At 38.7% G+C, this 12160-nt stretch carries 13 protein-coding genes; 12 read left to right on the forward strand and 1 reads right to left on the reverse strand.

Annotated features, from left to right (window positions below):
- The first annotated feature begins 2 nt into the window (after window positions 1-2).
- The 8 genes from H0486_RS00075 (at window position 3) to H0486_RS00110 (ending at window position 7718) form a co-directional block, all read left to right on the forward strand.
- Entirely contained in the window at window positions 3-1430 is a 1428-nt protein-coding gene (locus H0486_RS00075; protein ID WP_228351072.1) for an aminotransferase class I/II-fold pyridoxal phosphate-dependent enzyme, read from the forward strand.
- 53 nt (window positions 1431-1483) lie between these two features.
- Complete coding sequence (locus H0486_RS00080; RefSeq protein WP_228351073.1) at window positions 1484-2080, forward strand: nucleoside/nucleotide kinase family protein; 597 nt, start codon at window positions 1484-1486, stop codon at window positions 2078-2080.
- 62 nt (window positions 2081-2142) lie between these two features.
- Window positions 2143-2583, forward strand: a complete 441-nt coding sequence (locus H0486_RS00085) for a YaaR family protein (RefSeq protein ID WP_228351074.1) — start codon at window positions 2143-2145, stop codon at window positions 2581-2583.
- A gap of 43 nt (window positions 2584-2626) precedes the next feature.
- Window positions 2627-3622, forward strand: coding sequence for a DNA polymerase III subunit delta' (holB, locus tag H0486_RS00090; RefSeq protein WP_228351075.1), 996 nt, complete (start codon window positions 2627-2629; stop codon window positions 3620-3622).
- Entirely contained in the window at window positions 3615-4529 is a 915-nt protein-coding gene (locus tag H0486_RS00095) for a PSP1 domain-containing protein (protein WP_228351076.1), read from the forward strand. The genes holB and H0486_RS00095 overlap by 8 nt, the downstream gene beginning before the upstream one ends.
- The gene (locus H0486_RS00100; RefSeq protein ID WP_330594371.1) at window positions 4519-5277 is read left to right on the forward strand and encodes a tRNA1(Val) (adenine(37)-N6)-methyltransferase; all 759 of its coding nucleotides are present in this window, start codon (window positions 4519-4521) and stop codon (window positions 5275-5277) included. The genes H0486_RS00095 and H0486_RS00100 overlap by 11 nt, the downstream gene beginning before the upstream one ends.
- 59 nt (window positions 5278-5336) lie before the next feature.
- Window positions 5337-6197: a 16S rRNA (cytidine(1402)-2'-O)-methyltransferase gene (gene rsmI / locus H0486_RS00105; RefSeq protein ID WP_228354326.1), complete on the forward strand. Its 861-nt coding sequence runs from the start codon at window positions 5337-5339 to the stop codon at window positions 6195-6197.
- 21 nt (window positions 6198-6218) lie between these two features.
- Window positions 6219-7718, forward strand: coding sequence for a tetratricopeptide repeat protein (locus H0486_RS00110; RefSeq protein WP_228351077.1), 1500 nt, complete (start codon window positions 6219-6221; stop codon window positions 7716-7718).
- Between the two features lie 92 nt (window positions 7719-7810).
- Here the strand turns inward: H0486_RS00110 and H0486_RS00115 are convergent, their stop codons facing one another.
- Window positions 7811-8068 (reverse strand): AbrB/MazE/SpoVT family DNA-binding domain-containing protein, encoded by a 258-nt coding sequence (locus H0486_RS00115; protein WP_228351078.1) that lies wholly within the window; start codon window positions 8066-8068, stop codon window positions 7811-7813.
- Between the two features lie 346 nt (window positions 8069-8414).
- Here H0486_RS00115 and H0486_RS00120 point away from each other — a divergent pair, with 346 nt between their 5' ends.
- The 4 genes from H0486_RS00120 (at window position 8415) to amrS (ending at window position 12081) form a co-directional block, all read left to right on the forward strand.
- Window positions 8415-9008, forward strand: a complete 594-nt coding sequence (locus H0486_RS00120; protein ID WP_228351079.1) for a nucleoside recognition protein — start codon at window positions 8415-8417, stop codon at window positions 9006-9008.
- Between the two features lie 68 nt (window positions 9009-9076).
- Complete coding sequence (locus H0486_RS00125) at window positions 9077-9604, forward strand: spore maturation protein (RefSeq protein ID WP_228351080.1); 528 nt, start codon at window positions 9077-9079, stop codon at window positions 9602-9604.
- A gap of 267 nt (window positions 9605-9871) precedes the next feature.
- Window positions 9872-11257: an AmmeMemoRadiSam system protein A gene (gene amrA / locus H0486_RS00130; RefSeq protein ID WP_228351081.1), complete on the forward strand. Its 1386-nt coding sequence runs from the start codon at window positions 9872-9874 to the stop codon at window positions 11255-11257.
- Window positions 11254-12081, forward strand: a complete 828-nt coding sequence (amrS, locus tag H0486_RS00135) for an AmmeMemoRadiSam system radical SAM enzyme (protein WP_228351082.1) — start codon at window positions 11254-11256, stop codon at window positions 12079-12081. The genes amrA and amrS overlap by 4 nt, the downstream gene beginning before the upstream one ends.
- Window positions 12082-12160: the final 79 nt, after the last annotated feature.

The raw sequence follows: 12160 nt of genomic DNA on the forward strand, positions 1-12160 counted from the left end.
TATTGGACAGGTTATATGATAAATTAGTAGCTTATTGCAATGGGGATTATTATCCCATGCATATGCCGGGACATAAACGGAATGTGGATATGCTTTCTATGGAGAATCCGTATCGTTTTGATATCACTGAGATTGAAGGATTTGATAATCTGCACCAGGCGGAAGGAATATTAATGGAGCTGTCACAGAGGATCTGTAAGCTTTACGGTTCCCGTAGATCGTACCCATTAATTAACGGAAGTACTGCGGGTATTTTAACAGCACTGTCTGTTGCAACGTCAAGAGGGGATAAGGTCCTGGTAGCTCGTAATGCCCATAAGTCAGTATATCATGGAGTTATCCAGATGGGGCTGAGACCAGTCTACATTTATCCACAGGTTGCTTCCAATCCGACCATTTATTGTGGATTAAATGCTGATCAAATCGAGGAAGCGTTGATAAAGGAGAAAAACGTCAAAGCAGTTATCATAACTTCTCCGACCTATGAAGGAATTGTTTCGGATATTAATCATATAGCAAAAGTGGTACACAAATATGACGCATTATTAATTGTTGACGAAGCGCATGGTGCACATTTTGGATTTTATGAGAGTTTTCCTAAGAGTGCTATTTATTGCGGTGCGGATCTTGTAATACAAAGCTTTCATAAAACACTTCCCTCATTAACGCAAACAGCAGTATTACACTCTATGGTAGAGGAGTTGGACAGTAAAATACGCAAATATCTTGCAATTTATCAGACGAGTAGTCCATCCTACGTGCTACTGTCTGGGATCGATCACTGTATCAGTATCCTGGAGGATCATGCGAATACGGTATTTCATAGCTATACGGAGTTACTGAAGGATTTCTATCATAGAATGAAGACCTTAGAAAAACTCAGGGTAATTAATCAGATTCAGATGGGAAGCTATGAAGCTTTTGATTGGGATATGTCTAAAATCATCATATCTGTTCAAAACACCACGATCACTGCTCAAGAGCTCCATAGTAAGCTACGTGAGGAGTATCATATTGTGATGGAGATGGAAGCTATGGATTACGTTCTTGGAATGACCAGCATCTGTGATACGAAAGAGGGCTTTAATCGATTAGCCGAGGCTTTGATATCCATAGACAGGGAAGTGGAGTTGTTACAGAGAGAAGCAACAAGTAGTGTTAATGATATCCTGCAAAGATCTCCTCTTCAAGTAATGTGTCCACAGGAGGCATTTGAAAGAGCATCGGAGATTGTCCCATTACATAATAGTGAAGGTAGAATAGCTGCAACCTTTGTCAGCCTCTTTCCGCCGGGGTCTCCATTGCTGGTTCCAGGAGAACTGATTGATCAAACATTGATTGATTACATCAGGCTGGTAAAGCAAAAGGGGATTGCAATTACCGGACTCTCAGGAATGGATAAATTACAGATAGAAGTGCTTCAGGAATGAGAGTATTTGATTAGACGCGAATAAAACGTTTGGAATGAGAAAGGAACGAAATAATGGGTAGGATTTTCATCGTTATGGGAAAAAGTGCAACCGGGAAGGATACCATATATAAAAGGTTACTGGAAACCGAAGAATTGAATCTGAAGACAGCCGTTATGTATACTACCCGGCCAATCAGAAAATCGGAAGTAAATGGTGTGGAATATATTTTTGTTAATGAAGAAAAATTACATGAGCTTCAAAAGCAGAATAAAATAATAGAACACCGCTCCTATGAAACGATTCATGGTACCTGGCACTATTTTACTGTAAATGATGGGCAGATTCAGCTTGAGAAGTCTGATTATCTTATGATCGGAACATTGGAGACATATCAGCAAATAAGGGAATACTTTGGTAAGGATAAAGTAATACCAATCTATATAGAGGTAGAGGATGGCATACGTCTTATGCGTGCTATCAAAAGGGAGCAAAAGCAGGAGCAGCCCAAATATGCTGAAATGTGCAGAAGGTATCTGGCAGATGAAGAGGATTTTTCCGAAGAAAACCTTAAGAAGTATGGCATCACAAAACGATATCAAAATATAGATATCAATATTTGCTTATTTAACGTAATAGAGGATATCAAAAATTTTACTGTAAAGAATTGAGATAATGTGTTATACTTATAGTCAGCTTCACATATTCCGTTCATGTACAAAGGAGGTCCGTTATGGAGATTAAAGTAAACCAAATGCAGCCAGTTAATCCGATAGAGCAAAAGCCATCGGTGCCGGAAGCAGACGGTACTTTTAAGTTTACGTTAATTTCTCATATTGAGGAACAAGAACTGCAGGCTAGGTTGAATGTAATTCTGCAGGAAATATCTGCGCAAGGGAAAAAGCTTGCAAAGCATATGGATGTAACGGATATGAAGCATTATCGAGAGCTGATCAAGGAATTTATGAATGAAATAGTGAATCGTTCCCACAAGTTCTCCAGAGAGAATTTCCTTGATAAGAAAGGCAGACATAGAGTTTATACTATGATCAAACTGGTGGATAAGAATTTGGACGAGCTGGCAGCAGAACTGATTAAGGATGAGAAGGATCATATCACGATTTTAAATAAAATAGATGAAATTAGAGGATTGTTACTGGATATATTAACATAAAGTTCGGATATCATAGTCTGTAAGGCAGGCGATTGGAGGTACTATGCAGAATTTTGGTTTGATTATCGGTCATGAAAGCATTATTGAACATCTGCAAAATGCAATTAGCTCCCGAAAAGTTTCGCATGCATATATCATATGTGGTGAAGAGGGTATGGGAAAAAAGCTACTGGCCGGAGTGTTTGCTAAAACACTGCAATGTGAGGAAGGTGGCATCGAAGCCTGTAATCGCTGTAAATCCTGTATGCAATATGATTCTGGGAATCATCCGGATATCATATGGGTTACTCATGAGAAAGCCAGTATCGGTGTGGATGATATCCGAGTACAGGTGAATGCAGACATACACGTAAAGCCATATAACAGCCCTTATAAGGTATATATTATTGATTCTGCGGACAAGTTAACGGAACAGGCACAAAATGCGTTGCTGAAAACGATAGAGGAACCCCCGGAATATGCGATTATTTTGCTTCTGGTGAATAATATTAGCAGTATGCTGCCAACCATACTATCTAGGTGTGTTCTATTGAATCTAAGACCTGTCGATAAGCAACAGATCAAAGAATATCTGATGACCCGTCATCATATTCCGGATTATAAGGCGGAGATGGCAGCAGCATTTTCTGGTGGAAACGTAGGGAAAGCGATTAAGTATGCCTCCTCAGAAGAGTTCGAACAAATGAAGGAGAATGTACTTCATATATTAAAATATATCGATGAAATGGAACTTCATGAGATAGTATCCGGTCTTAAAACCCTTACGTCCAATAAGGCATCCATTGAAGATTATATTGATTTAATGCTTTTATGGTATAGGGACGTACTAATGTACAAGGCTACCATGAATCCAGATTTATTACTATACAGAGAGGAGCTTACCTTTCTGAAGATCCAGGCCAATACCAGAAGCTATGAAGGTGTTGAGAATATTATAAAAGCCATGGAAAAAGCGAAAATAAGATTAAAAGCCAATGTTAATTTTGATATTGCAATTGAGCTTATGTTACTTACTATAAAGGAGAACAGCAATGGTTAATGTAATCGGTGTAAGATTTCGTAGAGCAGGAAAGATCTATTATTTTGATCCTGCAGGATACGATATTAAACAGGGGGATAATGTAATTGTTGAAACGGCCAGAGGAATTGAATACGGTATGGTAGTATTGGGTCCTCGCCTTGTGGAGGATGACAAAATCATTCAACCATTAAAGCCGGTTATCCGTCAGGCAACCGAAGAGGATGATGCAATTGAAAGAAAGAATAAAGAGAAGGAAAAAGAAGCATTCGCTATTTGCCTTGAGAAAATCAAAAAACACGGTTTAGAAATGAAGTTAATTGATTCAGAATATACCTTTGATAACAATAAGGTGCTTTTCTACTTTACGGCAGATGGAAGAATTGATTTTCGTGAGCTGGTAAAGGACCTTGCCTCTGTTTTTAAGACAAGAATAGAATTAAGACAAATTGGTGTAAGGGACGAGACCAAAATTGTTGGGGGAATTGGGATTTGTGGAAGACCGTTATGCTGTCATACCCATTTATCTGAGTTCGCTCCCGTTTCCATTAAGATGGCAAAGGAGCAAAATCTTTCTCTGAATCCAACGAAGATTTCCGGTGTTTGCGGAAGACTTATGTGCTGTCTTAAGAATGAGGAAGAGGCTTATGAAGAACTGAACAGTAAGCTGCCTAATGTGGGAGATTTCGTTACAACGAAGGATAATTTAAAGGGTGAAGTGTCAAGCGTCAGTGTTCTGAAGCAGTTGGTAAAGGTTATTGTTACCTTGGAAAATGATGAAAAGGAAGTTCGTGAATATAAAGTGGATGATTTGCGCTTCAATAAAAAGAAACGGAAAGAGAAAACAACTTCAATTGAGGATGAGGAATTAAGAGTATTGGAGCTGTTAGAAAAGAAGGAAGGAAAATCCCTACTGGATGATGAATAAAGAAATCATGGAAGAAGATATTCTGAAGCCGGGTGAACGGATCGATGATCTTCACCGTAATAATTATAAAATTATTCAAAATACCAATAAATTTTGCTTTGGTATGGATGCGGTTCTGCTTTCAGGGTTCGCCAGGGTACTTCAGGGAGAAAGAGTATTGGATCTGGGAACAGGAACCGGCATAATACCGATACTGCTTGAGGCCAAAACAGAGGGAAGGCATTTTACCGGACTTGAAATACAAGAAGAAAGTGCGGATATGGCTCGACGCAGTGTGGCCTTGAATAAACTGGAAGATAAAGTTGATATAGTGATAGGTGATATCAAGGAGGCCTCTTCTATTTTCGAATTGGCTTCCTTTGACGTTGTTACCAGTAATCCACCCTATATGAACCATAACCATGGGATCGTAAATCCCAGGGAGTCTAAAGCCATAGCCCGGCACGAGATACTTTGTACTTTGGAGGACGTAATTCGAGAAGCCGGAAAGCTGCTCAGACCGGGTGGAAGGTTTTATCTTGTTCATAGACCCTTTCGACTGGTAGAAATCATGAACACCCTTAGCACATATAAGCTGGAACCAAAACGAATGAAATTAGTGTATCCATATGTGGATAAGGAACCGAATATGGTTTTACTGGAATGTATTAAGGGTGCAAAATCCATGATTAAAGTGGAAGCGCCTTTGATTGTATATAAAGAACAGGGTGTTTATACGGACGAGATTTATGAGATCTATGGATACTAACAACATCAGTGATATGTTATCGTATTGAGCTACTCAAAGAGAAAGGAATGTCGATTGATATGTCCGGTATATTATATTTATGTGCGACGCCCATCGGTAACTTGGAGGATATCACATTTCGCGTTATAAAGACGCTGAAGGAAGTGGACTTAATTGCCGCCGAGGATACGAGGCATAGTATTAAATTACTTAACCACTATGAAATAAAAACACCTATGACAAGCTATCATGAGTATAACAAGGTGGAAAAAGCAAGAAATCTGGTAGAGCAATTGCGAGAAGGAAAGAATATAGCACTCATTACGGACGCAGGAACCCCAGGGATATCGGATCCGGGAGAAGAATTAGTCCGACAGGCATATTTGGCGGGAATTCAGGTAACCTCCCTCCCCGGAGCATGCGCTGCAATTACGGCATTAACGTTATCTGGTCTACCAACTAGAAGATTTTGCTTTGAGGCTTTTCTGCCTTCGGATAAAAGGGAGAGACAGCGAATTTTGGAGGAGCTGAAGCTGGAGACCAGAACCATCATTTTATATGAAGCTCCACATAGACTAAGTAAAACCCTGAAAGAACTGACACAGGAATTAGGGGCCAGAAGAGTTGCGATTATAAAGGAACTTACAAAAAAGCATGAAACAATTATGCAATCCACACTTTCAGAAGCCACTGAATACTTCGAGCAACAGGAACCAAAAGGGGAATATGTGCTGGTAGTCGAGGGCAAATCACGGAAAGAAGTAGAAACCGAAAAACAGGAACGATGGGAAGAGATTGACATTAGAGAGCATATGAAAATATATCAAGATCAGGGGAAGGATAAAAAGGAGGCAATGAAGTTAGTTGCAAAGGATAGGGGAATAAGCAAAAGAGAGGTGTATCAAATGCTTATTCAAGAGGAAGCAGATGAAGAGTATTAACTGTCTTTTGGAGGTGAAATAATGTTTTACACGATATTTCGAACAAAAGAGGGAAAAGTACTTGCAGCAATTCTAGGCTTTCTTATATTATTATTCGGAATCTTGGTTTTTAAGAATTTATCTGAAGATAATGAATATATGGAACAAGCTGTAATGGCTGAAAACTATTTAAAGGCAGGAAGTTATGAGCAGGCAGTAGCAGCGTATAAAAAGGCCATAGCAATGAAGGAGGGGGATTTAAATACACTCTCAATTGGTATGGCAGATGCTTATATCGGGCTGAATGATTATGATAAAGCACTTGAAACGTTACGCTCATGCTATCAGAAAACTGCGAATAGCATAGTAAAATATAAGATTGAGGAGGTTAAATCGGAAAAGGCAGATTATGACTATCTTCAGTCTATTTCCCGTGCTGAGATTTTTTTCTCGAACAAGGAATATGAGAAAGCAATTGATGAGTATGAGAAAGCAAAGCTGATAAAGAATAAAGAGAGTGAGACATATCGAAAAATTGCAGAAGCCTATATTCAATTGGGTGAGTATGATCTGGCGCAGGAAGAGATACTGGAAGGTCTGGAAATAACAGAGAATAATGAATTGAACAAAACTCTGGAGACAGTGGAATATTACTTGAAAAAACAGGATTATGATGAAATGATTACTCAGGCTCAGGAGTATATCGTTCAAGAGAATTATAATGATGGAATAGCAAAATATGAAGAGGCTATGAGACTATTACCAAAAGAGTCTGCTGCATATAATCGTTTAGCTGAGATCTATATTTTACGAAAGGATTATAGTAAGGCGATTATGTTACTTGGTATTGCCTCAAAGTACTCCGACGATGAAGAGACAGAGCATCTTATGGAGCGGGCAACAGAACTTAAGATTACTCAGGAGCAAAGGAAGAATACATTAAGCTCCTTATATAAAGCATTACAGGAAAATGATATGGAACAAGCTCTGAAAGTAATGGGCGGAATATTCTTCCGGGAAGTAATATCGAAGGATGTACCGGTTTATTATAAGGATGTTGCTTCTGGTAACAATATGCTTATTATCTATGACAATCACACTTTATATTTCGGAGATAATACCGGTGGCGTTCGACAAGGAAACGGATTGTACCTTATATGTAAGGAAGATAGGAAGGACTATTATTACTACCAAGGGCAATGGGAAAATGATTTACCCAACGGAAAAGGTAAAACAGTGGAAATCAAATATCAAATAGAGAATGAGACAGATACGTATAAAAGCACAACAATCACAGAAGGAAAGTTTAAGGACGGACTGGAACAGGATCAGATGACGAAATACTTATATAAAAATGACATAGAAACAGGACAAGTCATCTATTCATCAGATGACGGAGTGCCGTTACCCATGCATGGACAAGCGAAGGACGATTCTTATATAATAGGGGAAATTTATCTTGATGGGATTCCTACGGGAGAGTATTATAGTGTGCCCGCGGATACCCTATGGGGTGTAGTTCCCTTTGTACCGAAAGATTAGAGTGAATAGGAATATCGGAGAGGTTTCCATTCAATATAAAAGAACCTGCTACAATGAGCAGGTTCTTTTTGTAAGCATAAATAATATGTAAATTACTCGATAATGCCTGCAAGTTTTGCAAGTTCAACGATGGTGTCTTTAGAAATCTTCTTACCTTGATATTCTAACAAGTTATCTTTGCTTCCGCTAAAAATATCAGTAGGTTCATATTTTTGAAGAATAATTTTGCCTTCATCAACGAAGATTTCTAATGGATCTCTTTCACTAACATCCAAAGTTCTTCTTAACTCGATAGGAAGAGTAATTCTTCCAAGTTCATCAAGTCTTCTTACGATACCTGTACTTTTCATAATAGGCCTCCTTTTCTCAAGTGTATTGGGGAATAAAATAAATAGATTGCTAATATACGTAATGTACCTTATAAATACCATCTTACATTATTTGTATATAGCAATAAATAAGATATCATAGGATATTTTATAAGTCAACTAAAATAATTGTCAAAACATAGCACAATTTAAACAATAAATGTAAGAGAGAGTCAATTAATACCATATATTTATAGTATTAGGGGGCATTTTTGTAAAATCTGAGAATATAGTATTAATAATGTATATAAATTGAGTTAAAAGTTTGTGTAAAATGTAGAATATTTTATCATTACATAATTTATCTTAGAAGGGGTGCGATGATTCAATGCTAAACTATTTATGGGCTATCATGATCCTTTTAGGCATTACGGTAGGTATACTTCAGGGTGAGATTGGAGAAGTAAGTAAAGCGACAATCAATTCTTCGAGAGAAGCCGTTTCGCTTGCCATTACCATGCTGGGAATAGTAGCAATGTGGACAGGAATTATGCAGGTGGCAAAAAAATGCGGATTGGTCACAGCCTTTACAAAAGCGCTCCGGCCCTTTATCCATTTTTTGTTTCCGGATATACCGAAGGATCACATCGTCAATGAATATATAGCCTCCAATATGATTGCGAATATATTAGGCCTTGGTTGGGCAGCCACCCCAATGGGGCTTATGGCAATAAAAGAGCTAAAAAAACTGAACCATGACTCGGAAGTGGCAAGCTGTGATATGTGCACATTATTAATTATTAATATTTCCTCGCTACAGCTAATACCGGTAAATATTATTGCCTATCGTAGCCAGTACGGATCTGCTAATCCGGCTGAAATTCTAGTTGCGGGCTTAATATCTACAATGTGCTCTACGGCTGTTGGAATCGTATTTGCAGTAGTTGCAAGAAAACTTAGCAAACACAGTAAGATTCGTTGAAACGTTGCATAGATATTGATATGGGTAAATCAGATAACATAGTAGTTACAGAAAGAGGGTGGGGTTACATGAGGTTTATCATATACCTGTCTGATTACATTATTCCGTTTATTTTCTTTTATATTATTGGGTTTGCATTGCTGTCGAAGACAAATAGTTATGATGAATTCGTGGAAGGAGCAAAGGACGGCTTTAAGGTGGTGGTAGATATTTTACCCACACTAATCGGTTTAATGGTCGCTATTGGCGTTTTAAGAGCTTCTGGAGCATTAAATATAATATCTGATTTGATTAAGCCCATTACAAATATGTTGCACTTTCCTTCAGAGCTAGTTCCGGTAGCAATAATTAAAATGTTCTCCTCCTCTGCAGCAACCAGTCTTGTGTTAGATATTTTTAAGGAATTTGGCCCGGATTCCTATCTGGGCAGGATGGTATCCATAATGATGAGCTGTACAGAAACAATATTTTATACGCTGGCAGTCTATTTCATGGCAGCAGGAGTAAAGAAGACGCGTTATACACTTATCGGATGCCTTGCCACTACACTGACAGGAATTATTGTCAGTGTTATAATGACGAACTTAGCCTTTTAATATTACTTTAAGCCGGAATTCCGGCCCGTACAGTAACAAATATTAAGGGCTGTTCTCCATGTAATAAGCAAAATTAATTGCCATATAAAACATATAGTGTTAAAATTTAGTGGAGGGAGATATATAGGAATTCTCTTACAAGACAGTATATTAAGGCGATGTCAATTGGCATCTCCTTTTTCTATAATTTCTCATAATCTTAGTAACAATAGTTAATAACAATAATATAGAATATAGCATAATAAATATACTTAAGGAGGTGTTTTAATGTCCCTTGTTGGTGCATTTATTGTTCCACATCCGCCACTTATCATACCGGAAGTAGGAAAAGGGGAGGAGAAGATGATAGCAGCAACCATTGAAAGCTATCGGGAGGTAGCGAAGCGTATTGCAGATCTTAATCCGGATACCATAATTATTACCTCTCCTCATACTATCATGTACTCTGATTATTTTCACATATCACCCGGAAGATCAGCTAAGGGTGATTTTGGACGCTTCGGTGCAAAGAAGGTAGCGATACACGTTAATTATGATGAGGAATTTGTAGAAGCTCTGGAATTCTGTGCTGAGAGAGAGGGAATAGAGGCTGGAACTCTTGGAGAGAAGGACCCATCCCTTGATCATGGAACGATGGTACCCCTTTATTTTATCAATGAGTACTTGAAAGAATATAAGGTGGTACGAATTGGTTTATCCGGCTTATCCTTTCCCGATCATTATCATCTGGGAAAGTGCATTACGAAAACAGCAGAAAAATTAAATCGGCGAATTGTGTTTGTAGCCAGTGGTGATCTTTCTCATAAGCTAAAGGAGGACGGGCCTTATGGATATGCTGAGAAAGGAGTTCGCTTCGACCAGGAAGTAACAGAGGCAATGAGAAAAGGAAGTTTTCTTGATTTCATGGAGTTTTCACCGGACTTTTGTGAGGCTGCAGCGGAATGTGGATTACGATCCTTTATCATCATGTCGGGTGCCTTGAGCGGAAGAGCTGTGGCCTCTGATCTTCTGTCCTATGAGGGCCCTTTTGGAGTGGGTTATGCCGTATGTGAATTTATCTTACAGGGTGAGGACGAAGGTCGCCATTTTGATGAGATTTTTACGAAAAAACAGAAGGAGCTGGCAAGAGAGCGACAAAAAAGCGAGGACGTATATGTGCATTTGGCTCGTTTATCCCTGGAAACATACCTCACTACGGGAAAGAAGCTTAAGCTTCCGGATGATTTACCTGAGGAAATGCTGAAGAATAAAGCAGGGGTGTTCGTCTCCTTAAAAAAGCATGGCTCCTTGCGAGGGTGTATAGGAACCATTTCTCCGATTACGGCAAATGTAGCCAATGAAATTATACGAAATGCCATCAGTGCGGGAGTTGAGGATCCAAGATTCCCCCCTGTTACAGAAGCAGAGCTGGACGAGCTAATCTATAGTGTTGACGTACTCGCAGAACCGGAGCCAATAGAGAATATATCAGAATTGGATGAAAAGCGATACGGAGTTATCATATCATCGGGTCGAAAAAGAGGATTACTGTTACCTAATCTGGAAGGTGTGGATTCCGTTGAAAAGCAGATAGCCATCGCAAAGAAAAAAGCAGGTATCTATGATAATGAAGCATTTACTATGGAGCGCTTTGAGGTGGTGAGACATCGTTGAAAGTACAATGTGATATATGCCCCCATCACTGTAAGATAGAGGAGGGTCATATTGGACTTTGTAATGCAAGAACGAATAAAAACGGTACCATAGTCTGTGATAATTATGGACGGATGACAGCCGTAGCGCTGGATCCCATAGAAAAGAAGCCGCTATATCATTATTATCCCGGAAGTAAAATCCTATCCATAGGGAGCTATGGCTGTAATTTAAACTGTCCCTTCTGTCAGAATTGTGATATTTCAATGGTTGGAAAAAGGGATATAGAGACAGAACAGGTTGATATCGAAGAATTGGTGAAAAAGGCATTGCAATTACGGGATAGGGGAAATATAGGAATTGCATTTACCTATAATGAACCATTGATTGGTTTCGAATTTGTAAGGGATTGTGCAGCTCGTGCGAGGGAAAAGAATTTAAAAAATGTTGTGGTAACCAACGGGTATATCTGTGAAGAGCCGTTGAAGAGACTGTTGCCGCTGATCGATGCATTTAATATTGATTTAAAAGGATTCACCGAGAGCTATTACCATAAGCTTAGAGGCGATTTAGAGACCGTGAAACGTTCCATTGAACTAGCATCTGCAAAATGCCATGTGGAGATAACCACATTAATTGTACCAGGAGAAAATGATTCCGAGGAGGAAATCGAAGCTCTCTCTAACTGGATTGCAAACATAAACCCTGAGATACCTCTTCATATATCTAGATTTTTCCCAAGATGGAAAATGTATGACAAAGAAGCAACTCCTGTGAATAAAGTATACCATTTGGCTGAAATCGCAAGAAAACACCTAAAATATGTATATGAAGGAAACTGTTGAGACTGCTTTATTATTACTGGCCGTAGCATAAGAGCGTAGTTATGACATATAACGAAATACAAAAAAACCAATTACCGCA

It is taken from the genome of Variimorphobacter saccharofermentans, assembly GCF_014174405.1.
Taxonomy (GTDB): Bacteria; Bacillota; Clostridia; order Lachnospirales; family Lachnospiraceae; genus Mobilitalea; species Mobilitalea saccharofermentans.

What these genes read in the sequence shown, in the direction of transcription:
- H0486_RS00080 (WP_228351073.1), top strand. Translation starts at nt 1,484, where the DNA reads ATGGGTAGGATTTTCATCGTTATGGGAAAAAGTGCAACCGGGAAGGAT.
- H0486_RS00085 (WP_228351074.1), top strand. Translation starts at nt 2,143, where the DNA reads ATGGAGATTAAAGTAAACCAAATGCAGCCAGTTAATCCGATAGAGCAA.
- holB (WP_228351075.1), top strand. Translation starts at nt 2,627, where the DNA reads ATGCAGAATTTTGGTTTGATTATCGGTCATGAAAGCATTATTGAACAT.
- H0486_RS00095 (WP_228351076.1), top strand. Translation starts at nt 3,615, where the DNA reads ATGGTTAATGTAATCGGTGTAAGATTTCGTAGAGCAGGAAAGATCTAT.
- H0486_RS00100 (WP_330594371.1), top strand. Translation starts at nt 4,519, where the DNA reads ATGATGAATAAAGAAATCATGGAAGAAGATATTCTGAAGCCGGGTGAA.
- rsmI (WP_228354326.1), top strand. Translation starts at nt 5,337, where the DNA reads ATGTCCGGTATATTATATTTATGTGCGACGCCCATCGGTAACTTGGAG.
- H0486_RS00110 (WP_228351077.1), top strand. Translation starts at nt 6,219, where the DNA reads ATGTTTTACACGATATTTCGAACAAAAGAGGGAAAAGTACTTGCAGCA.
- H0486_RS00115 (WP_228351078.1), bottom strand. Translation starts at nt 8,068, where the DNA reads ATGAAAAGTACAGGTATCGTAAGAAGACTTGATGAACTTGGAAGAATT.
- H0486_RS00120 (WP_228351079.1), top strand. Translation starts at nt 8,415, where the DNA reads ATGCTAAACTATTTATGGGCTATCATGATCCTTTTAGGCATTACGGTA.
- H0486_RS00125 (WP_228351080.1), top strand. Translation starts at nt 9,077, where the DNA reads ATGAGGTTTATCATATACCTGTCTGATTACATTATTCCGTTTATTTTC.
- amrA (WP_228351081.1), top strand. Translation starts at nt 9,872, where the DNA reads ATGTCCCTTGTTGGTGCATTTATTGTTCCACATCCGCCACTTATCATA.